This is a genomic window from Nostoc sp. FACHB-888, from assembly GCF_014696655.1.
Lineage (GTDB): Bacteria > Cyanobacteriota > Cyanobacteriia > Cyanobacteriales > Nostocaceae > Nostoc.
The window spans coordinates 13,347-34,047 of the sequence record NZ_JACJQM010000062.1 but is presented as its reverse complement, the minus strand read 5'-3'; the positions used below and the strand labels follow the sequence as shown (position 1 = coordinate 34,047).

The following is a 20,701-nucleotide window of genomic DNA, read 5'->3' as shown; positions in this document are numbered from 1 at the left end:
TTTTTCTGAAGTAGTTTCACCCCACATTAACGGTGTGGACTGTTCACTGGTGTTTTGGAACTGTGATAATAGGGAATCAATTTCATTCATGTTTACCTCGCAAGAGGGGTGAAACAGAAAAAGCCAGAGTTTTTGCTAACAACTGGCTTTCGACTTACCTATGGGTTAAATGCCCATGAAGTTGCGGAACCACTGCCCTACTCGGCTAATCCCAGCAGTGCGCGAGTAATTGGGCTTGGGTATGCGGTCAGTCTTGGCTTCACTACCGTTTGTCCACAGTGCGGTAGTTACGGCGTTTTCGTAAGCGCGATCTGCTGCATCTTGTGTTTCAGGCAGTTTGTTAGAAGCTTTGATTAAATCAACTTCATACTTAGCCAATGCCATAAGGTCGGCTGTAGCCCCAGATATCTGAATCAAGGATGAGCGTTGAGCGTGACGGGTGGCCTCGGCAGTAGTAGCATTGACGTGTTCCGCCTGCATCTCGGTCATCTCATTTTTGAAACGCTGCTCTCCTGTCTTACTAGTGTTGATAGCCTTTAGTGTTTGCGTTCCGTGCTTCTGGGTGAGTTGCACAAGTTCGGCGTAGGCTTGGTTTACATCGCCAGTTGTTTCAATAATCTTCCGATATGCCTCCAAAGCTTTAGGCAGATTGGCCTTAGCGGTGTCAGACAGTCGCGCCATGTCTGCAATTTTGGTGATTACCGTTTGGTCGCCAAGGAGGGCTTTGTTGAAGTCAGATTCAGAGACATCAAACAGTCTGCCCATTGCTCCTAACGTACCGGGGGCATTGTTGGGAATATGGTTTTTGAGTTTTGCTGCTCCAAAATTACGTGCCATTTTATCTCCTAATAAGGGATGTAGTCATAGTCGATATTGCTGGATGATTGGGGCAACTTATCCCAGTAACCCATCTCTTCAAATCGGCTATAAATTCTCGTTGCTAATTGCCTTATGGGGTCGTCCAAATCATCAGAGATTAAATCAAATCTTTTCTCACCAAACGCCAATATATTTGCAATGTCCGCGTCAATCCCATTACCCAAGAATTGACCAAATGCAGCAGAGTATGGATGGTCATCGATGGTTGGATGAGTTGCTAAGAATTCCGTTCCTGTGAAAGGTGGGTAATCTTCACTCTCGAATATTGGTTTGGAAAGTGCTTCAATATCCGCCTCAATCATTGCTGCCCATTGTTCAGGATTTTCTGCTTTAAATTGCTGCTTTCTCAGGGCGGAGTCGGTCAGAGGCGATTTGCCCCAATCGTGGGGATTTTTGTAGTCAAGTGTCATTTGTTAGAATCCTTGTAACGATGTGTACTTGATGCACTTTCGGGTGAGGCGATTGCACTTACTTTGGTCGGTCGGGGCAATCGCTTCATTATCAGTTCTCAGAAAACTCATTTAATTCAAAAACCTCCCTCTGCACTTGGGTTTGGCTTAATTCTTTTCGTTTGCCTTTGGAGTCATTGAAAATGAAAGGCGCATTGACTCCACAATTAGACCGATGGCTGTAGCGGAGTTGTTGACCACGGAATTCATAGAGGTGGTTACGTTGCAAGGCTGTCATTGAAAGCATAAGTTTGTCCCTCAACTTGGGAATAGAACTCGATATTTAGGATTGCTTCGTGAATCTCCATCAAGGCTTGAACGGCATCGCCCATTTTTAGGTCATTCGATGTGCTGAACTTTTCGGACGCTTCAATTTGTTTGTAATTGGGAGATGCTTGCACAAATCTGAGAGTCTGTTCGCAACCCAAGATGATGGTCATGATTTCGGTGGTCGTTAGGCTTGGCTGTGTCTTTTGGGTGTCTTGGTGGCTCATGACTTCTTTCCTTTCCTTTGGGTTTTGATTGGTGCGGTTGGCGCTTCTGGCTGACTCGGCTTCTGAAGTACATAGCTGATGGCCCCTGCACCTCCCACAACTGCGGCGATGGTGAACATATTGTTTCTGCCAAGCTGCTGCACTCCGAAATAGCCAAGGGCTAGAAAGCCAAGAGTGGCAAAAGAGAATCCAAGTGTTTTGTTGATTTTCATGGTTACGCTACGAACAAATCCTCAAAGTTACTTAAGCTATCGGGTTGGGACTGGTCAGTTAGAGCGGGTTGTTGCTTGTGCTGACAGCAAAGTGAATTTTTATCTCGAAAGTAAGCCCTTAAAATCCAAGTCACAGCAGAGGTCAGGTCATCGGTGAGAAGCAGTTTTTCCGCCTCAGCCTTTACGGGGTCAATCAAATCTTTGGGGATGCAAACCCGGTTATCTTTCGCCATGAATTAAACCTTCTTTAGTGATGCAACAGCTAATTTCAGTAACCCAATTGCATTGGCCGTTTGGGAATTAGGAATCTGTGCTATTCCTTGCCTAGATGCGATTGCACTAACCGATGGCAGCATTGCACCGCCACCCACAAGGTAAATAGCATCCAGGTCATCAGCGCGGGATTGCAAATGCTTCCACGCAGGCACTAAACAAGATGCAAGCCATCCCTTGAGTTCTGATGAGTAAATGCTTGAAAACTCCCAATTGGTGGTTCCATAAACAAAATTCTTGCTCATCCCCTCTCGGATCAGATGAGGGTTAGCTGGTTTACCGAGGTGGCGACGGGTTTGGAGGTTATTCGCTATCGTCTCACAAAGATGGTGAACGCCTACTGTGTCAATCTTGCGGCTATTTTGTAATAGTTTGTTGCCTTCAAATATTGAGGTGATCGTAGTTCCATGCCCCAGGTCAATGAGCGCGACTTTCTGCTGACCAGGGGCGCGGGAAACTAACAATGCTCCTACACCTTCCTCTGTTATTTGACAGGTGATATCAACGTTTACAATGTCTTTGCCATCAAACTTGACGATGTGCTTACCTTGCAAGGCTTTCTTTAGATCATGGGCAAAGGCTTGAGAGTCATGCAATGAAGCGACTAAAAACAAGTTATAGCTCTGCTGTCTAGGAGTTTGAGCAATTGCACCTAAGAGCATTTGCAGCCCATAAGTAATCTTGTTTTTGAAGTCATCAACAATGCGTCCAAATGACTGCTTACAGTAGATTTCGGCAGTCTCCCCAATCAACCACTTAGAGCCAGATAGATCAGAGCGTTCGCCTTGAAGATATTCGACTACCGCACCGTTGCCTAAGCTTTCGTAGTCGTTAGAGTCCGTTTCAATGACTTGTTTAAAGTAGGAGGGAATAAGTATCTCTCCTTGGGGTAAATGTAGTTTAGAATACCCGTTACCACAATCCCAAGAAGCAGGGGTCAACGATGGGGCTAGAATCCCAACAGTGGGACTTAATGCCAAATCTACCATCTGATTGAAGTCCTTAAATTTGTTTCAATTTTTCGTAAAACCTTTGTGGTGAAAAAGCTTTGGATATCTGCGGTTACTGTTCTATCCAGATTACGGGGTCTGTTATCCGCTTCCATCTGCGGTTGTTTTCGCCACTTTTGGTTTTTGGCTCACATTTACAAGATAACATTAAAATCCGCTTGCGGACTTGCGGTTTAGAGGTTTTGTGGTTAGGATATTTTATCTATGTCCAGGTAAGCTTAAGTAAAAGTTATACAATTGGATTTGTGAACTTATCCGCACGAAATGTGGTAGAAAAGCAGTATCTGAGAACACGAGTTCCGAAAGAACTTCACAAGGAGTTCAAGCAAATGTGTGTTGCTGAGGAAGTAACTATGGAGGATGTTGTCGCAGAGCTTATCGAAAGCTGGGTACAAGAAAAACGAAAGCATCAAAAGCAAAATAAGGATGCAAGTAACGACTAAATATGATCAATTTCACTGAGGTATATCCCCTGTCACTGCCCTCTGTCGTTACCCTCACCCTTCCATTGCTTGTCTAATGGGAAATCTTTACTCACCAGCCCTGGTATTTGCTTTGTCTTGGCAGATGATCACGTCTTGTATGTAGGGGGAACGAACCAACTTGAAAATTACTGCTCCCACAGGAAAACGGGACACAGTAAAATCATCTGGAAAATGCTTAAAAACTGGCTAAAAAACGAAAATTCCCAAGCAGATTGAATGCTTGGGTGCAAAAAAAAAGGAGTAGCTCTTGCTGCTTCGGGTGCGCTCAGTTAGATGATGAGGCGAACACCAAGAACGACTGGAAATCGTTCACGAGTAGTCAACAAAAACTACAACCAGATTATTTTTGTATAATTCTTCATCTTCTAACCTAACAGAACGCGGCGACAACGGCAAAGAACTACTCCAAAAAACACAAAAAAAACATGGAGTAGTACAAATGAATACGCTAGAAATGCAAAGTGCGCCCGGACTGTTAGATCATGGCGCAACCCCGAATATTTCTGAGCCGATTAAAGTAGCACAGTCAGCCACAGGGGAGCAAGATTTAGCAGCACACAGTACCAAAACTGCCAGTGTAGAAAATAAACGCCTGTTCAGTACACCACAAAAAACTAATGCCTCAAGAACTCAACAGGCATTTGAAAAATTCGACATCCGAAATTTTCAAGATCAGCTAGAACCGTCCAAAGCTAAAAATAAGTTTATTTGTCCAGTTTGTGGCGGTAATGACTTATCTATTGTCCCAGAAACCGGGAAGTACAGATGCTTCAATAATTGTGAGTGTAAGGACATCAGAGAGGCGATTAAACCTTGGGCTGAAGTGGTGGCAGAAAGGGCAGGGGCTAATTACACTCCATCCCTAAACCGTTTGGCAGCAAAGCCCAAGAGAATCTTGCCCAAAAGTACGCCAATTCCAGATGGTGAATTAGGTTTGGTGATGTTGACCCAAGCGGCGACTGACATACCCCAAACTCAAAACATAACTTGCAAGCTACCAAAGGGAATACCAGGGAATGCAACACAAACAATCTATCCTTACTCACAAAACCAATGGGTAATTCGCTATGAATGGGCGGATTACATAAAAGAGAAGGGAAAAGATAAATCCTTCCGCCAATGGCACAGGCTTCCAGATGGCACTCCAGAGATGAGAAAAGGGGATGAACCCTGGAAAGCTTACCGCATTGATGAAGCGATCGCCGCCGCTAAATCAGTAAATGGAACCCCGGCACTACTCCAACACGAAGGGGAGGGGTGCGTAGAAGTTGGTCGAGAGCATGGGCTTGCTGGATTTACCTTCCAAGGTAGTGCCTGGGATAAGAAAACAATTACCTCGGAATATCAACGCGCAATTGAAGCAGGCATAGGATTAATCGTTTTCCTGCATGACCCCGATGACACTGGGTTAAAGAAACTCCAGACTTGCCTTGACTGTGCGGCTGAAGTAGGAATTGGATTTATTGGAATTAACCCAAACGACATCTGCCCAGATTTACCATATAAATCAAGTGACATCAAAGAAATCTTGGGGCAGATGGAAACACCAGAATTTATCCGCAGGCTAGAGCAGGAGATTCACGCGGCTGTAGCGCAGCGTAAGCAACAGGCAGAGGTAAACGTCATTAATGATGACGATCAAAATCCGGTTGTAGCCTTTACCCAGCAAGCTTTTCAAGCTCTCTACGGAGATAAGAACTGGATTTGTGCTGCTGATAAGCTTTACTTTCACACTGGCAACCACTACAAACACTCTCCAGATTCCACAGAGCGCAAAAGGATTTATGATTTTTGCAATTCCTTTGTGGTCGAGAACGAACAGGGTAAAAAGTCTTGTCCCTATGCTTCACCTAGTTCAGTCAAGAAGGTTTTGGAATGGGTAAAAATGGGGACAGAAATTGACCCAGAACTAATCAATCCTCCTGGGGTAAATTGCACTAATGGGATAGTCAGAGTTGAGTGGGAAGGCAGGGATTTTACAATAAGATTAGACCCGCATACGCCCCAGGACTACTTCATTTATGAACCGTTAATTGAATATGACCCGTCGGCTGACGATACATATTGTGAGCAACTTTTAGCTTGCTTAGACAAGCCACAACAAGAAATATTTCTTAGAAATATTGCTGCATCCCTTGACCTTGAAACTGTTAGGAAATTTAGAGGGAGAGAGGTAAAAGCAATGTTTGCAATTGGTCTTGGTTCTAATGGTAAAGATGCTCTGCGCGAATGTGTATCAACAATTTATGGAAAGAACGGATTAACTTCTGTTTCTTTAGGTGACTTTCAATCTTATGACGAAGGCAGAAAATTCGGACTAGCCCCACTTATATATAGTCGAGTTAACTGGGCTTCTGAAAACCCACAAACATCTAGGATTGATAGACTTCAAAGTTTAAAATTATTTGTCACTGGAGATACACTACATTGCGAACAGAAAGGGAAAGACCATATAGAATTCTCTTCCAACGCAATAGGTATTTTCAACTTAAACGAGACTCCCGCATTTCAAGGCGTAATACAAGCAATCAAAGATAGGATTGCAATTTTAGAATTCAGGAAAACCTTTGTAGATAATCCTGATCCAAATAATCCAAGCGAGATAAAAGGCGACCCCAGATTTCGCTATGACCAAGATTTTATTAGAACGCATGTTGCCCCAGCATTTCTAAATAAAATGCTTCAAGCACTAAACGATCTTATAGAATCAGGCATTGATTACGAATGTACAACTGATGCTTTCTACAACCTTCAGAAAGAAAATAATCACCTATTTGACTTCATAGAAGCCGCGAACATAGGCTATGTCCCTGGAAAGGAAATGACTGCAAAAGAGTTATGGGTAAGACTGGAACATTACTACACTCAAACTGGCACATTAACTATAGATTCCGATAACAACCGCAGAACGTGGAGCGAACAGGTTAGACCCAGTGACAAAAATGTAAAGGGCATCAACCAAGTCATCGCTAGAATTGCTCAACTCTTCCCCAAGGCTGTCAAGGGAACTAGGTACTGTGACATTGCTAAAAGAAACATCCCAGTACTGAAAGGCATTGGCATTTTGGAAGTTACCCGCACCACAATAGACTCAACCCGCACCACTTCCGCACCACTTTCCGCACCAGAAACCCCGCAAAATCAGGACTTCCGCACCACCCGCACCACTTTTTCAGATTTACAGGAAAATAACATTGAAGAGGAAGAGATGAAAATTGAATTGCTCTCTCCTCCAATGAAAAAAGAAGAATATGCCACCTCAACTGGTGCGGGTGATGCGGAACCCTTACCTGACTTGGAAAACTGCTGCGGAGAGTCCTGCGTCACTGGTGCGGATCAACTAGAAAGTGGTGCGGGTATGCCAACTGAGGATAATACGGCAACCCCCCAAGCCAAAACACAGTTAAATAGAATAATTGAGGCATTGAGTGGTGAGCCTTCTCTCTTGAAATGTGGGGATAAAGTTGAGTTTTTCAATGACAGTCTTCGCAAGTGGCAAGTAGGAATCATTAAGAGCGTTCAACTAATGGAAACATATTTCTGTAGCGCAACAATTGACTATCGAGGCTTTAAAGGTCAATTATGCTCCATAGAAATCTTTAGGAGTGATTGGATAAAATTTCTACATTAGGGCGTTAAATCTGGTAGGTCTGTGGAAATTTTGAGGCATGGTGATGCCCCAATCTCGTGCTGCTTTCTCCCTATGAGAAATGTCATTAAACTTCCGTTTCCAGTCTGTGCGATGCCTGCGCTTCTTGAAGCCGAGGCACTTTGTTGGCGGGTTGCTAAATGGCTCAAGTCTTTGTGTGTTCAGCTTTTGTTCCAATGTCGCCAAACCAATATTTCCCGACATTCTCCCCACAGGTGACTGCATCAGCAGTGTGGATGCTACCCCCAATGCTATATTCAAAAGCAAACCTGCTGCTCTAGATTTTAATGAGGTTAATTGAAATTACCTTTTCATAGTTATGCCCCATTGAAGATTCAAAGGATAGAACATAAGGAGAATCCACAGTGGTAAATGAGGAGCATAATGCTTGGTTGAAGAAAGGTGTACAATATTGGAATAAGTGGAGACTTAACAATCCCCGTATAATTACTGGCTTCAACGGGGCTAACCTCAGAGGAGTTGACCTCAGCGGAGCTAACCTCAGGGAAGTTGACCTCAGCGGAGCTAACCTCAGGGAAGTTGACCTCAGTGGAGCTGACCTCTTCAGGGCTAACCTCAACGGGGCTAACCTCAGTGGAGCTAACCTCATCAAAACTAAGCTCATCATGGCTAACCTCAGGGAAGTTGACCTCAGTGGAGCTAACCTCAGTGAAGCTTTCCTCTACGAAGCTATCTTCAGTGGGGCTATCCTCAGTGGGGCTAACCTCAACAGGGCTGACCTCAGGAGAGTTGACCTCAGGAAAGTTGACCTCAGGGAAGTTGACCTCAGTGGAGCTAACCTCAGTGGAGCTTTCCTCAGTGGGGCTATCCTCAGTGAGGCTAACCTCAGGGAAGTTGACCTCAGGGAAGTTGACCTCAGTGGAGCTAACCTCAACGGGGCTAACCTCAACGGGGCTAACCTCAGCAGGGCTAACCTCAGCAGGGCTAACCTCAGCAGGGCTAACCTCAGTGGACTTGACCTCAGCAGGGCTAACCTCAGTGGGGCTAACCTCAGTGGGGCTAATCTCAGCAGGGCTAACCTCAGCAGGGCTAACCTCAGTGGACTTGACCTCATCGGGGCTAACCTCATCGGGGCAAAACTGATTAGAACTCAAGTACTAGGAACAGATTTTACAGGAGCAAAGTTTACAGGTGCTTGTTTAGAAGATTGGAATATCAACTCTGCTACAAAATTAAATGATATTGATTGCCAGTATGTCTACTTAAAAAATGACTTTCAAGAACGTCGTCCCAGCATCGGAGAGTTTAGGCTTGGGGAGTTTACCAAGCTCTTTCAGAAAGCTTTAGAAACAGTTGACTTAATTTTTACTGATGGTATTGACTGGAAAGCTTTTCTTCTCTCGTTTCAAGAACTACAGGCTGAATATGGTGAAGAAAACTTATCAGTCCAAGCCTTTGAAAAGAAAAGCGGTGGTGCATTTGTTGTTCGGCTTGAAGTTTTACCAGAAGCTAATAAGGCTGAAATTGAGTGCAGGATAAAAGAGCTATATGAAGTAAAACTAAATGCACTTGAAGGAATGTATCGTAAAGATTTACAAGCTAAAAATGAACAAATAATAATTTATAAAGAGCAGAGTGCAAGCATTATGAGTCTTGCCAAAGAAATGGCTACTAGACCTATTCAAAATATTATTGATGTTAAAGCCACATCGGAGAGTAGCTCTATGTCAGAATCTTATCAATCCAAGTACGACCAAAAAAATGCTAATATCCAGTTTGTAGACACAGCACAAACTGGTAGTAAGCTAACTTTTAATCAACAAAACTTCTCTCAAAATATTAATCAAAGCATTGATGATATTACTAGATTGATTAACTCGCTACGAGAGAAAGCACAAGAGTTCCCACAAGATAAGCGTGAAGAAGTTTTAGTACATTTGGATGACTTGCAAGAAGATATTAATAAACCTGAAAAGCAAAAACCGGAAAGAATCAAAGCTCGTATTTTTGCATTAATAACAATAGCTGGTACAGTATTTGGTGTTGTTGCAAACAGTGCTGATTTTACCAATAACGTTTTGGAAATAGCAGATAAATTAGGAATTCCAATTCCAACCGAAACTAGTCAACCTCAACGGGCTACACAGCAATTGCCGCCACCTTCACACTAATCTTTACCTATTGGGGACGGAGAAGCTTTTTGTCCTGTCGTTTGATATTTACTTTGGCTTGTTGGTGTGATGAAGCTTCTTTTACTCTTAATAACGATAAAAATTTTAAACAATACTTAGATTAATAATGTGCTATTTGTAGTTAATTGCAGTTATACTCTCCGGTGTAACCGCCCGATCTCCAATGTCCTATGCCCAATGCCCAAACTAAAGGAAGTGTAAAACCAGTGGGGTTGTTCCATACCCTCGTACTACTAAAAACTACATCAGCACTACAAAAAAGATTTTAATTAAAGACTCAATTCATCATCCTCCTGCTGGCGTTGCTGTTGCTGCTGCTGTTGCCCATAATCAAGTAGCTGCTGATTCCAATCACTGGCTTTAGATTTTTTGATTTGGGACTGTGGCATTAGTTCTAATACACGCTGTGCTGCTGCATCAGCGCTTTTCTCGTTACCAAACGCCACCAGTATATTAGGAACTTTCCGCAATCGCTCAAGTGGTAAGCTCTTAATGTCATCAATAGCCATATAAACTGTTCTTTCGGGTGGGACATCGCCCCTGATAAGATACTCCAGCATGGCTCTTGAAATAGCATCGATGGGGGACTTACATAGAATCGCTGTTGAGGTTTTATCATCAGCCTTACCCCCCAAGTGGAAGTAAAACCAGCTATCACTGCGCTTAGTGCCTTTAGAGTATCCCTTAAAGCTGTTGTTCTCTCCCCTAGTTCCCCGTAGGAATGCACCGTTACGTTGACCCTCAAGATTCCGCATGACAAAAACAGCATTTTGTTGCTGATCAGCGTAAACTAGCCCCTGGTTTTTCAGCATTTGAATACAGTCAGAGGGGATGCCCCGAAATTGATTGAGGTAATGTTCAACGGCAGACCAGTTAGCTTTATCTTCAACAGGTGGGGCGAATTGGGGACGTGGTTCAGTCTGGATAATGTCAGCTGCCCTATTCTTAACGTGAGCGATCGCTGCACGTTCCACCCCAGCTGACCCAAAACGCTCATGTAACCAGACAACCGCTTGCCGGAAATTGCACTGATTAACGTGCATTACCAAATCAATCGCACCGCCTGAGCCTTTGGAGTGTTCGGGAGCAAAGTCATAGAATTTGGGCCCATCTATATTAATGATGTGTCCGTGACCCCGCCACCGCTCACGCTCGTAATTTAGCCCCAACTCCCAGGCGACATCCTCTAAGTCCAAGTCGCGCAGTTGTTGAGTTTGCTGCTGCCAAAAAGCTACTTGTGCCTCTAATTCCTTGATGCGTCTGTCTTTGAGTTCATTTTCAAGAGCCAAAGCCTTGGCGGTGGCTTCCATCTGTTGTTTTTTGGCTTGCGCCCTATCCCGGTCAGCCGCTTTAGCTTGCAGTTGCAACTGGGTGAGGCTGGTATCTGGTTCTATGCCAGCATTAACAATGCTGTAAAAGTCCTTGATTTCCTGGTGTTGCGCCCTACTGCCCTTAATGCCACGCTCTAACCCCAGATGTTCTGTAGCTTCTGAGTAGGAATCTTGAAACTGCCTCATCTTCTGACGACCGTCGAAGAAGTGCTTGGCCCTTAGTTGACCTTTCTCATCGAGGGGAACAAAGTAAGCGTGAATATGGGGTGTCGCTTCATCCAAGTGTAATTCTGCCCTGACAATGCGTGAGCCGTACCGCGAATCTAACCATTGTTGTGAAGCAGTCAGCCAGGAATCAACTTTGTCCTGCTCATAGTAACCCGCTTGTGTTGGGCAGTTAGGACGGAAATATTCGGGGCTGGCAGTCAATAAAATCTCAGTGCAGTAAACCGCATCGGGGCGAATCTTCCGCTTCTGCTCCCCTATCTTTTCCATCACCAACTGATCTAATGAGAGCGTTGGGTTGTTAGTGCCAATGAATCTGATATTTTGTTTATCTGGATTAGCGTTGGGTGTTTCTCGCTCCCGTGCGGTGTGCGCTTCACTGCCTGCCAAGTTACTACGCTTGAGCTTTTTAATCCTTGCAATAGCGTAAGCCATGCCACTTTTGAGTGATTGAGTGCAATTGCGTCGCAGACCCCACGGAACCTTTTTGTTTCGACCGTCAGGGAGAAATGGCGCAAGCCACCCGCCAGGGCAAAAAGGTGTAGTGGGTACACCTAAATCATAGCTACCGAGCGCAAAATTTGGCGGTCACAAAACCCCCTCTGCTGCTAAAAAGCCTGCTCTGTAGGGTTTTTAGCTCTCTTGGGCGCATTTAGGGGTTCTAGTAATTCTTTTTCCCTACACACCACAATGACACGCAATAAATACACTATTAGGGGGAAATCTTATGTAAGTTAGTTGACATTTTTTTGTCGAAAAACACCACATTTATATACAAAATAACCGCTATTATCATTAATAAAGCCACATTTATACTCATCTCAAATATTGATTTGTTTTTATACAAAAAATACTTTTTGTACTGAGTGAGGTAAAGATATGAGTCAACAGCAAAATTCCTATGTTGAGTTACCCAGGATTAAACGCAAGAGTAATTCATGGGAGGGGAAGGTGATTGATTATTTATTGAACCATCCTTCTAATAGATCAGCGACTGAGTTTGCCATAGAAGCGATAACAGCTTTTTGGTTGGCGGAAGCTTTGGAGGGTCAAGTCAATCAGCCGGAATTACAGAAAGCTTGTTGGTCAGCAATTGAGAAATTAGAAGCGAAACTTGCCACAATCAGAAGAATAGGTGGAATAGAAAAATTACTTCCAGACTACACAACAGTTCTAAGTCCTTCTCCTTCAACTGTAAATCCCACTACAAAGACTAATGAGAACTCCAGGGAGTTCTCAAATGACTTGCACCTGTCCACTGATGAGGATGAGGATGATGAGGATGATGAGGATGATGTTGATTGGATAGTAGATATAAAACCTTCGGAGGAAATGAAACAGATAAGCAGACTGTTTGGTATTGAGTAGTAGTTGAAAAAAGTACATTGACTAAAGAAAAATCATCCGATGTTAGGTGTCCTGAGTTAAGTTAATGAAAGAATTTTTGAAACACATTTGCAACACAAACGTATTATAAATTCTCAATAATTTTAGAGTTATTGAGAATGAGCCAGTTTGATAAAAATGGCTAAAGGGTAGTTGGTGTATGTATTAGACACCAATTTTTCAAAAAAGCGATGTGCAAAATAGCAGACATTTTGTACTGAATAGTCAAAGTTCCTTGACAGCTATAACAGTTTAAAGCGTGTATAAGCTGTGCAAAATAGCAGACATTTTGTATATGAATCGGGGTTTTAGGTGCAAAATGTCTGCTATTTGTAACTGTGACTAATCAGACAATTTCACTACTTAAAACAAGTTTCATCTCTATTAGCAAGGGTGGAGATTGTAAGATGAACAATTTCTATTCAGGCATGAAGAAAAAAAATCGGATGTTAAGTGGGCTGGCTTAAGTTAATGAAAGAATTATTGAAGCACAATTGCAACACAAGTGTATTATATATTCTCAATAATTTTGAAGTTATTGAGAATGAATCCAGCGGTCAAAATTTGCTGTAAGTCATATTCAGTGAGCATTACACCAGAATTTTTCGAGAAAAGTTTTATGCTCAACTGGTAGCTGTAGGGCTACTCTACAGCTACCAGTTGGGGAATAATCAAATTTTCAAAAACTCGCTTTTTTACTACTCAACTGGTAGCTGTGTGTCACCAGTTGAGCTACCCAACAGCTACCACTTGAGCAAGGTATTTAGAACTACTATTTCAATACCGATAAACTACATAAAACATATCTAACAAGTGGTGTTTGCAGCATAGTTTTGGTGTAACTCACAAGTGGAGTGCAGTTTTTTGGCTACAAATGTAGTATAAAGTAATATGAAAAAGTAGAGTTTTGCTCAAGAGTTGATTAATAGCAATAATTTGGCTTTAGATGACGCGCAAATACTCATTTTTGATCCAAAAGGTGTGAGCATCCGTTTGAAGCAAAACAGAAATTCTCCGCCTAAATACTCCCTATTGCTACCCGCAATACTCATTTTTGTATCAAGTATTCTTATTGTGTCTAGGCAGACAATACTGTACTGAAGATAATTTCCAGGTCAGGTTTGATCACAAGAATGGAATGCGATTTTTAGAGTAGACCCGTCAGTAGCCGTGTTGAACCGACGAACTCGTGACCGCTACGCTCTCGGAGTCGGTGGCTCTTACGGGCAGAAAGATTATTGGTTGAGCCAACATTGTCAGGCATACAGTCTGGTGAAATCACGGGTTGTATTGTGAAGTTTTACCAGACTGTGACGCTTAACTAGTCCTTCATATCCCTACGTAGTGTAGGAATTTGTTTGCCCTGTGGCAATACTTGACACTCCTGCTCAATCGACTGATTTTGGTTAATTGACTGATGCTGGCGTTGTTCAGTGCGAATAACGCCATAAACAGAACCTGCACCAAACAAGAAACTAAGCATTGCACGCTTTTACACTAAACCACAAACTTTGGAAAATGAACTTAAGGGTGGCGGTTTTAGCCCTTGTGAATCAGGAAGCAAACTATCTAGACGCTAAATGGTAAGACTTCTAAAAAAATTTTTGGTTTGCTTTTTTAAGTTATGCTTACTGCATCAATTCAGTGATGCAGTAATGCAGTATGTCAATAATTGCCCTTGTCAATCAAAAAGGGGGCTGCTCAAAATCTACGTCTGCCGTCCATCTAGCGTGTTGGTTATCCCGCAAAGATCACAAAATCCATTTGCTAGATGCTGATGCTCAACGTAGCAGCTCAATTTGGCTTCAGTCGATGGAGGATAGTAATATTCCCACAACTGTGTTGCAATCACCCGATGAACTCTTAGAGCAAATCCCAGAATTAGCAACCCAATGCGATCATCTAATAGTAGATGGCCCAGCTGGTTTATCTGAGGCTAGCAGAGCAATATTATTTAGAGCCGATCTAGCTGTAGTTCCCTGTCAGCCCACAGGGTTAGATTTGCAGTCAGCCAGTGACGCTGTTAGGTTAATCAGGCAAGCTCAGTCTGTTCGTGGTGGTGCGCCCCAAGCCGCTATATTCATCAGTCGTGCTGTCAAAGGTACAAAGTTACTGGGTGAAGCGATCGCACTTCTATCTAAATCCAAAGAAGCGACGGTACTAAAAACTGTGATTCACCAGAAACAAGCGATCGCAGATACTTTTGGTCAAGCTGCAACAATTTGGGATTTACCTGGCCGTCAAGCGGCAGAATCAGCACGGGAGTATGAGCGGTTATTTAAGGAAATCTTGGGGATGTTGTCATGACTGCCAAAAAGCGAAAGCCCCTAGATGATGCCCTTGCCCGTGAGTTTGTTTATGGTTCTTCAAACCAGGAGACTGCAAACTCTGACACTCAAAGCGAGACTCAGCCAACACTAGAGCAGGAACCTATACCACAATCTATATTACCTGTATCACCTATATCCGCCCCGCAACCAGCTAAGTTTAATCTCATGTCTCAACTTCAACAACCTTCCAAAGAGCCAACAATCAGATTAACTGTTGATTTGTCTGAATCAACGCATCGTAAGTTGTCTGTGCTAGCAGCCAGAACAAATAGGAAAAAGGTTGAGATTATAAGGCTTTTACTGGATGAAGCACTTAAGGAAGTAGAAGATTAATGCAGTAATTGATGCAGTAATGCAGTATTTAAGTATTTATGAGGCGATCCGGTTGTAATGACTGCGATCGCCTACTTTTTCCTGCAATACCAGCACCCCCAGGTAAAGCCAGTTGGCTTTAACCCTGACAAAAGTTATGTAAGGAACTCTATTTGTGAACGGTCTTGCTACTCCCACTAAAAGATCCACAGAAATCATATTAGGTGGGAATAACAGATGCGGCAAGGTTGACTAATTAAGTTTGTACACCTGGTGACACTATCTGCAAGAAGGTTATTAATTTGGCGAAAAACCAAAAACTTATACTTGCCCACTATTTACCAGTTAAAACCAGACAAACTGGTGGTCAGTTAAAAGCTGGTCTGGGTGCAACCAAACCAGCTCTCAAATCCAAATACATTAACAAAAGGAAGGGAAAAATGGCGAACATTGCCAATTCTAAGCAAACTAACTCTAATAATAAGCCAAAGGCTGACCTGCCCAAGGTTAACCTCGCTACGAGAGTGAAAAATACTTTGGGAAAAACAACGCTCGAAGTAACTTCACCTCTTGTTTTAATAGCTGGCATCGTTGTTAGCGGACTTGTTGGAGCAGTAGTAGCTCAACGCGTTCTTTCTGTAGTTGAGTCATCTAACTGCGGAGCATCAGTAAACTTCAAGTCTTCTCCTTCGTCTCTTTTGGACTTTCAACTTAAAAAGGAGGCTTGCAACAAATCACCTGAAACAGCAGCTAAATAGGAAACACGTTTCCAAAATGAAGGCGGCATTGAGCCGAGATCCCTGCAAATGCGGAAATAGAGGCTAGAAAAGCTTGTTATATATAGCTCTCAGCTTTTTGAGGAACTCCTGTTTTACGCAACTATAGGAAGGTTACAAGGAGTCAGAGTTTAGTACATTTTTACTAAAAAAATGGTTTTTACTTTCTCAAATACCAACATTTGGGTAAAAGTTGGTATTTGATAGCAGAGTAACATTGATTTTTTAGGGGTTTTGAGTATGACGAATGAAACTATTCAATCATCGAAAGTTGGTAAAAATCAAAATCAATAGCGTAAGTTCCCCAGAAACGGCAGTGATCGCTAGCTACTAAGATTCCTTTAACACCAGATATTTCAATGGTTACAGCAATTATGTACCCTTGATGCCAAATATTTACCGACTATTTGAAACGGCAATTGATATAAGTACACAATCTTTGAAACCTAGAATTAGCAAGGCTTTTCAGTTTCTATTTCCGAATTTACAGACATCTCGGCTCAATGCCAAGGCGATGCCTACGGCGGTAAACTACGCACTGGGTCGCCTTTTCCTCTAAGAAACTGATCTCTTCCCTCACCCTCTGATCCAGCCTGTGGTTCTGGTGCTGTTCTGAAAGAATCACTGGACTCAAAAGCAAAGGTGATTAGGGATGTGATCGCCTTTTTTTGTTCGTTTTTCTTTCATGAGTTGATGGAAGAGATTTAGCTAAAAACAAAGCTAAATGTATTAATGTGATACAAAATCGGTTAAAGTCTTGTTCCAAATCTCCGCGCTGGTGATACTATGGCTTAAATCAGTTTGGAGAAATTAAGAAGCGCTATTGATTTCTAGGTCACAGCGCCTCTTAAGCCTTTATCTGATTGAAACGTGAAGCAGAGCTATTAGGTGAGGTTCGATTGGTATTACCAGTACCAATCGACCAAATAATCACCTAATTGATCTCTGTTCTCAATTGGCCTCAATTAACCTCAATCACTAAGGAATAGAAACCATTGACGAACACTGTACAGAAAAAATCAGATTCCCGCAAGGAACCCAATAAGCCAGATCCCAACAAAAAAACTGGGATAGTCGCGCTTATTGTTACTGGTGTAATTGCATTGGCCGGGGTTTGGGTTATGGCAACGGCAGAGTGCGGAGCTGAATTGGATGTTAAGATTTTCCCACTTCCACACATCCGATTTGAAAAGCTGGCTTGTTCACCCAAGTAGCTTTAAGCACTAACTGAAAATCAAAAGGCGATCCAGTCTGTGGCTGCGATCGCCTTTGTTTATATGCGAAGGCAATTAGTGACGGCTGGCAGCATTCGCAGATGGCTCACTTGAAGATGGTAATTAGGTGAGCGATCGCATCGCATTCTCAAAAATTGGGGGTTAATAATGCTCACGCTCTTGGTATCCTTGCTTGAATCCCTCGATCATAAGTGACAGATGCCTCGCCAACCTCGTGACTTAAAAGCAGGATATTGACCCAAGGTCATCAAGGGTAAGGGGAAGAAGACATCGCCAGGGCAAATGAAATTACCTTGGGCGAAGTGGGAAGCTTCCTCAAGAGAAATACAGACTGTTGCAGAACAGTTTGTTTTAGCAAACTGTTATGACCCCAAGATAGCGATGCAGTTGTTTGGGTGATAGTTAATAACTCTTGACGGCGCTAATTGCGATGGTGCCAGTCGCCCAAGCAGCTTTCGCACCGCATCAGTGGACATCACCTCACCGCGCTCGGAAACGAAGATATATTTGCTATCTGGCAACATTTCTCTAGAACTCTTGCATAAATATTTTGTGGTATAATCAAAGGTTATTTTAATTTCAATTTTGGGACATTAAAATAGTAAGAGGTTATCATTTTCTTCTAGCAAGTATTATCTGGTGATCGCTAGTTAAGAAGATGGCAGCAAACATCATTTCAGTCATTGATTAATACTGAAATTATTTGATTAATTCAATTTTTTTATCCAATTTTTATCCGATTTATATGGCTAATTCGTGATTATAAATTCCCGCAATTAAATTCGATCTTAACCCAAAACGTCGATGACGATTTCGATATCTATCAGACAAAATTTTAAATATCTTTAGACGACGATTTACGTGTTCAACAACAATTCTTAATCGATTGAGTTCCCGATTGTATTTTTTCTGTTCTTTCGTCAACTTTTTTCCTTTTGGTTTTTTAATTGGTGTTTCACTTAATTGATGAATCTTAGCAATTCCTTGATAGTCTTTATCCGCTATTACCTTAATTAATTCTCCAAATTTTATTCCACTATTTTTAAATAAGCGAAAATCATGGATTTTTCCCTTATCATGCCCCAAACAGATGATTTGGCTGCTTTTTTGGTAGATTACTACTTGCGTCTTTAAAGTATGTTCTCCCTGTTTCCCGCTAAAAAATCTTTTTTGACCAATCTTTGGTCTTTCAATTGGACTCTCGGTAACATCCATTACGACTAAATCTTCTTCAGATGATACTTTCCATAATTCTTTTTTCCCCGGTAGACTAAATTTTCTGGACTTAATTAAAATATTTTCGATTTTAAAAACTATTCGGCAAACCGCAGATTCTGAAAGCTCAAAATCTAATCCGATGTGATAGTAAGTCCGGTACTCTCTCCAATATTGGATGACCATTAAAACTTGGTCTTCAATAATTAATTTAGGACGGCGGCCAGGCTTCTTCTTCTTTTGAGCATCAGCTTTAACCACATCAACCATTAATTCAAAGGTTTTACGGCTCACTCCAGTCATTCGCTTAAATTTTTTTGCAGTAAGCTGCTTGGCTTTCTCTATTTTCACTGCTCCTCAAAGTCCTAATCACAAATTGCCAAACTCCTAATCATACCACAAAATACTTTTGCAAGAGTTCTTCTGAGTTGTTTGAGCAATTCCAGTTCATCATCTCTCAAGGGATGCACCCCAGAGTCACTGCCCTTTTCCCTGGTGATGAAAATCTGACGTTCGCTCCACATCACCGCATCCCAGCGCAAACCGCAAGCCTCAGCCCGTGGCGAAACATCATCAACATGAGTGTATAATCGCGGTGAGCATAACGGGCTTTGCGATTTAATAGTGAAGAGATTTGGTTATGCCAATGTAATATTCAAATGTCTCCTAGAAATTTAATACAAAATTTTTTGTGTAGGGTAAAGCGATGAAGAGTATCGAAGAAGATGGCGTTTGGTTCCTCCCCGATAATCCAGAAAAGAAAGTATCCGGCAGACTCACATTTTCCATTGATGAATCTCCAAAGCTCTATCTGCTCGCTGAATTGCAGGAAATTAAGTTTGATAAGACAATTCCTCGCGGAATAGAGTTTGACATCATCAATGGATATTTAGTTAATGGTAAAAAGGTTACACTTTGTCATTGCTATCAACCGATAGGCTTCAAAACGGGTATTCAAACTAGTAAAGTTTATGCAAAATATTTACTTATTGGACATCACTTTAAATTATTAGAAGAAATTTTATTAAAAGGTGTATTTTTAAGATACAACAATCTAGAAGAGTGGATAGACTTACCGAATTTTGAGGTAAACTGGTCTACTAACGAACAGCAAAATCAAGTTAAAGAAATAAATATAAAACAGATAACACTAGAACCTATTGAACTTGGTAAGCTGTCAGACTTTTCATTGACTCTTTTTGATAAGCCAGTTGAATTAGAGAGGCTAAAAATAGCTAGCTTATTTGGTAATATAGGTAGAAAAATCTCCCTTGAAGAGAGAAAATCTATCATTATTCAAGCAGATGCTGAAAAAAGCCTAGAGGATATTATTGATGTTATCTACTTATTTCAAGAGCTATTGATTTTTGCATCTGGTCAAATGACTTATCCCTATGAAATCCAATCAGGCATTGTAGTCATAGAAAAAGAGTTGAACATACCTAATCATCTTGATTTTGCTTTAATGACAGGCTTGATAAAACCAGAACGGATTGCAAAAAGCGACTTAGGCTTTGAAATACATGAATTTGGCGAAGAGTTAAAAGCTGTTGAAGAAGAAAAGGAGAAACTAGTTCCAATTGAAATATATTTCCAAGTTGGAGAATTAGATAATTTAGATGCGAAGTTTGACCCACAAAGAGTTTTATTTAGCTTTAGAGATATAAAAGAACAGTTTAATGAGCTTTTAAGTCTTTGGGAACGTAATTCAAAAGAATTAGAGTCAATTATAGATTTATATCTGAGATTGACATACATCCCGAAGCGACATATTAATGATTTTTTTCTAAGCCTTGCTCAAGCAATAGAAGCATTTCATAGTCTTGCACATGATGGAAGATACCTTGACAAAAAGGTTTACAAAACAGTAGTACGGAAAAGATTGGAGGAAGCTGCAAATTCCATTCCAGATTCTATTTCTTTAGAAAGCGGAGAAGGAAGTTTAGATTTAAGAGAATATAAAAGAATCTTAAAAGAAGAGAAGCTTTCACATTTAAATAATTATTCTTTACGAGAACGACTGGAAGAAATAATAAGTGAGTACAGATCCTGCTTACCTGACAATTTTTTTGCATCTTTGGAAGAGCAGAATGAGTTTCTCAAGAAGATTAGAAAGACAAGAAATTATTTAACGCATTTATCTTCCGAGGAAGACGAATATGTAGCTTCTGGAAAAATTTTGCTAGCCCTAAGTAGAAAATTGAAGGTAATACTAGAAGTCTGTTTACTCAAACAGCTAGGTTTGAAGGATTTGGCTATAAAAACAATTATTTCTAAAAAGAGGTAA

Annotated in this window: 23 protein-coding genes; 9 read left to right on the top strand and 14 right to left on the bottom strand. The window is 41.6% G+C overall.

Features of this window, described 5'->3' with window-relative positions:
* Positions 1-165: 165 nt before the first annotated feature.
* From H6G26_RS26785 to H6G26_RS26755, 7 genes are all read right to left on the bottom strand, one after another.
* Positions 166-837, bottom strand: a complete 672-nt coding sequence (locus H6G26_RS26785) for a hypothetical protein (RefSeq protein WP_190732896.1) — start codon at positions 835-837, stop codon at positions 166-168.
* 8 nt (positions 838-845) lie between these two features.
* On the bottom strand, positions 846-1,289 hold the full coding sequence (locus H6G26_RS26780) for a hypothetical protein (RefSeq protein WP_190732894.1): 444 nt from the start codon (positions 1,287-1,289) through the stop codon (positions 846-848).
* Between the two features lie 91 nt (positions 1,290-1,380).
* Positions 1,381-1,566: a hypothetical protein gene (locus H6G26_RS26775; protein WP_190732892.1), complete on the bottom strand. Its 186-nt coding sequence runs from the start codon at positions 1,564-1,566 to the stop codon at positions 1,381-1,383.
* Positions 1,547-1,822: a hypothetical protein gene (locus H6G26_RS26770; protein ID WP_190732890.1), complete on the bottom strand. Its 276-nt coding sequence runs from the start codon at positions 1,820-1,822 to the stop codon at positions 1,547-1,549. Before H6G26_RS26770 ends, H6G26_RS26775 begins: the two co-directional genes overlap by 20 nt.
* Positions 1,819-2,034 (bottom strand): hypothetical protein, encoded by a 216-nt coding sequence (locus tag H6G26_RS26765; RefSeq protein WP_190732888.1) that lies wholly within the window; start codon positions 2,032-2,034, stop codon positions 1,819-1,821. The genes H6G26_RS26770 and H6G26_RS26765 overlap by 4 nt, the downstream gene beginning before the upstream one ends.
* A gap of 2 nt (positions 2,035-2,036) precedes the next feature.
* The gene (locus H6G26_RS26760) at positions 2,037-2,267 is read right to left on the bottom strand and encodes a hypothetical protein (RefSeq protein WP_190732886.1); all 231 of its coding nucleotides are present in this window, start codon (positions 2,265-2,267) and stop codon (positions 2,037-2,039) included.
* Positions 2,268-2,270: 3 nt separating this feature from the next.
* On the bottom strand, positions 2,271-3,296 hold the full coding sequence (locus H6G26_RS26755; RefSeq protein WP_190732884.1) for a ParM/StbA family protein: 1,026 nt from the start codon (positions 3,294-3,296) through the stop codon (positions 2,271-2,273).
* 59 nt (positions 3,297-3,355) lie between these two features.
* Between H6G26_RS26755 and H6G26_RS26750 the strand changes: the two genes are divergently transcribed.
* Together H6G26_RS26750 and H6G26_RS26745 are read left to right on the top strand one after the other, a co-directional pair.
* A complete protein-coding gene (locus H6G26_RS26750) occupies positions 3,356-3,760 on the top strand; it encodes a hypothetical protein (RefSeq protein ID WP_190732882.1) in 405 nt (134 codons plus the stop codon).
* Positions 3,761-4,148: 388 nt separating this feature from the next.
* Positions 4,149-7,433, top strand: a complete 3,285-nt coding sequence (locus tag H6G26_RS26745; protein ID WP_242053882.1) for a DUF5906 domain-containing protein — start codon at positions 4,149-4,151, stop codon at positions 7,431-7,433.
* Here H6G26_RS26745 and H6G26_RS26740 read toward each other — a convergent pair.
* Positions 7,425-7,712: a hypothetical protein gene (locus tag H6G26_RS26740; protein WP_190732880.1), complete on the bottom strand. Its 288-nt coding sequence runs from the start codon at positions 7,710-7,712 to the stop codon at positions 7,425-7,427. The genes H6G26_RS26745 and H6G26_RS26740 overlap by 9 nt on opposite strands.
* A 104-nt stretch (positions 7,713-7,816) precedes the next feature.
* On the opposite strand from H6G26_RS26740, the gene H6G26_RS26735 reads away from it, so the two are divergent.
* Positions 7,817-9,583, top strand: a complete 1,767-nt coding sequence (locus H6G26_RS26735) for a pentapeptide repeat-containing protein (RefSeq protein WP_190732878.1) — start codon at positions 7,817-7,819, stop codon at positions 9,581-9,583.
* A 290-nt stretch (positions 9,584-9,873) separates the two neighbouring features.
* Here the strand turns inward: H6G26_RS26735 and mobV are convergent, their stop codons facing one another.
* Positions 9,874-11,595, bottom strand: coding sequence for a MobV family relaxase (gene mobV / locus H6G26_RS26730; protein ID WP_190732876.1), 1,722 nt, complete (start codon positions 11,593-11,595; stop codon positions 9,874-9,876).
* A gap of 444 nt (positions 11,596-12,039) precedes the next feature.
* On the opposite strand from mobV, the gene H6G26_RS26725 reads away from it, so the two are divergent.
* Positions 12,040-12,528, top strand: coding sequence for a hypothetical protein (locus H6G26_RS26725; protein WP_190732874.1), 489 nt, complete (start codon positions 12,040-12,042; stop codon positions 12,526-12,528).
* Between the two features lie 1,339 nt (positions 12,529-13,867).
* Here the strand turns inward: H6G26_RS26725 and H6G26_RS26720 are convergent.
* Positions 13,868-14,029: a hypothetical protein gene (locus H6G26_RS26720; protein WP_190732872.1), complete on the bottom strand. Its 162-nt coding sequence runs from the start codon at positions 14,027-14,029 to the stop codon at positions 13,868-13,870.
* A gap of 179 nt (positions 14,030-14,208) precedes the next feature.
* On the opposite strand from H6G26_RS26720, the gene H6G26_RS26715 reads away from it, so the two are divergent.
* Positions 14,209-14,853: an AAA family ATPase gene (locus H6G26_RS26715; protein WP_190732870.1), complete on the top strand. Its 645-nt coding sequence runs from the start codon at positions 14,209-14,211 to the stop codon at positions 14,851-14,853.
* Positions 14,850-15,209: a CopG family transcriptional regulator gene (locus H6G26_RS26710; protein WP_190732868.1), complete on the top strand. Its 360-nt coding sequence runs from the start codon at positions 14,850-14,852 to the stop codon at positions 15,207-15,209. The genes H6G26_RS26715 and H6G26_RS26710 overlap by 4 nt, the downstream gene beginning before the upstream one ends.
* A gap of 36 nt (positions 15,210-15,245) precedes the next feature.
* On the opposite strand, the gene H6G26_RS26705 is transcribed toward H6G26_RS26710, so the two are convergent.
* Positions 15,246-15,407 (bottom strand): hypothetical protein, encoded by a 162-nt coding sequence (locus H6G26_RS26705; protein WP_206757557.1) that lies wholly within the window; start codon positions 15,405-15,407, stop codon positions 15,246-15,248.
* 83 nt (positions 15,408-15,490) lie between these two features.
* Between H6G26_RS26705 and H6G26_RS42845 the strand changes: the two genes are divergently transcribed.
* Together H6G26_RS42845 and H6G26_RS26695 are read left to right on the top strand one after the other, a co-directional pair.
* On the top strand, positions 15,491-15,946 hold the full coding sequence (locus H6G26_RS42845) for a hypothetical protein (protein ID WP_242053881.1): 456 nt from the start codon (positions 15,491-15,493) through the stop codon (positions 15,944-15,946).
* Positions 15,947-16,959: 1,013 nt separating this feature from the next.
* Entirely contained in the window at positions 16,960-17,178 is a 219-nt protein-coding gene (locus H6G26_RS26695; RefSeq protein WP_190732865.1) for a hypothetical protein, read from the top strand.
* A 383-nt stretch (positions 17,179-17,561) separates the two neighbouring features.
* Here H6G26_RS26695 and H6G26_RS42840 read toward each other — a convergent pair whose 3' ends face one another.
* The 3 genes from H6G26_RS42840 to H6G26_RS42835 form a co-directional block, all read right to left on the bottom strand.
* Complete coding sequence (locus H6G26_RS42840; protein ID WP_242053879.1) at positions 17,562-17,723, bottom strand: hypothetical protein; 162 nt, start codon at positions 17,721-17,723, stop codon at positions 17,562-17,564.
* 217 nt (positions 17,724-17,940) lie between these two features.
* Entirely contained in the window at positions 17,941-18,765 is an 825-nt protein-coding gene (locus H6G26_RS26690; RefSeq protein WP_190732863.1) for an IS5 family transposase, read from the bottom strand.
* Between the two features lie 14 nt (positions 18,766-18,779).
* Entirely contained in the window at positions 18,780-18,938 is a 159-nt protein-coding gene (locus H6G26_RS42835) for a hypothetical protein (protein ID WP_242053878.1), read from the bottom strand.
* A gap of 182 nt (positions 18,939-19,120) precedes the next feature.
* On the opposite strand from H6G26_RS42835, the gene H6G26_RS26680 reads away from it, so the two are divergent.
* Positions 19,121-20,701: a HEPN domain-containing protein gene (locus H6G26_RS26680; protein ID WP_190732861.1), complete on the top strand. Its 1,581-nt coding sequence runs from the start codon at positions 19,121-19,123 to the stop codon at positions 20,699-20,701.

What these genes read in the sequence shown, in the direction of transcription:
- H6G26_RS26785 (WP_190732896.1), bottom strand. Translation starts at nt 837, where the DNA reads ATGGCACGTAATTTTGGAGCAGCAAAACTCAAAAACCATATTCCCAAC.
- H6G26_RS26780 (WP_190732894.1), bottom strand. Translation starts at nt 1,289, where the DNA reads ATGACACTTGACTACAAAAATCCCCACGATTGGGGCAAATCGCCTCTG.
- H6G26_RS26775 (WP_190732892.1), bottom strand. Translation starts at nt 1,566, where the DNA reads ATGACAGCCTTGCAACGTAACCACCTCTATGAATTCCGTGGTCAACAA.
- H6G26_RS26770 (WP_190732890.1), bottom strand. Translation starts at nt 1,822, where the DNA reads ATGAGCCACCAAGACACCCAAAAGACACAGCCAAGCCTAACGACCACC.
- H6G26_RS26765 (WP_190732888.1), bottom strand. Translation starts at nt 2,034, where the DNA reads ATGAAAATCAACAAAACACTTGGATTCTCTTTTGCCACTCTTGGCTTT.
- H6G26_RS26760 (WP_190732886.1), bottom strand. Translation starts at nt 2,267, where the DNA reads ATGGCGAAAGATAACCGGGTTTGCATCCCCAAAGATTTGATTGACCCC.
- H6G26_RS26755 (WP_190732884.1), bottom strand. Translation starts at nt 3,296, where the DNA reads ATGGTAGATTTGGCATTAAGTCCCACTGTTGGGATTCTAGCCCCATCG.
- mobV (WP_190732876.1), bottom strand. Translation starts at nt 11,595, where the DNA reads ATGGCTTACGCTATTGCAAGGATTAAAAAGCTCAAGCGTAGTAACTTG.
- H6G26_RS26725 (WP_190732874.1), top strand. Translation starts at nt 12,040, where the DNA reads ATGAGTCAACAGCAAAATTCCTATGTTGAGTTACCCAGGATTAAACGC.
- H6G26_RS26720 (WP_190732872.1), bottom strand. Translation starts at nt 14,029, where the DNA reads ATGCTTAGTTTCTTGTTTGGTGCAGGTTCTGTTTATGGCGTTATTCGC.
- H6G26_RS26715 (WP_190732870.1), top strand. Translation starts at nt 14,209, where the DNA reads ATGTCAATAATTGCCCTTGTCAATCAAAAAGGGGGCTGCTCAAAATCT.
- H6G26_RS26710 (WP_190732868.1), top strand. Translation starts at nt 14,850, where the DNA reads ATGACTGCCAAAAAGCGAAAGCCCCTAGATGATGCCCTTGCCCGTGAG.
- H6G26_RS26705 (WP_206757557.1), bottom strand. Translation starts at nt 15,407, where the DNA reads ATGATTTCTGTGGATCTTTTAGTGGGAGTAGCAAGACCGTTCACAAAT.
- H6G26_RS42840 (WP_242053879.1), bottom strand. Translation starts at nt 17,723, where the DNA reads ATGTTGCCAGATAGCAAATATATCTTCGTTTCCGAGCGCGGTGAGGTG.
- H6G26_RS42835 (WP_242053878.1), bottom strand. Translation starts at nt 18,938, where the DNA reads ATGTGGAGCGAACGTCAGATTTTCATCACCAGGGAAAAGGGCAGTGAC.
- H6G26_RS26680 (WP_190732861.1), top strand. Translation starts at nt 19,121, where the DNA reads ATGAAGAGTATCGAAGAAGATGGCGTTTGGTTCCTCCCCGATAATCCA.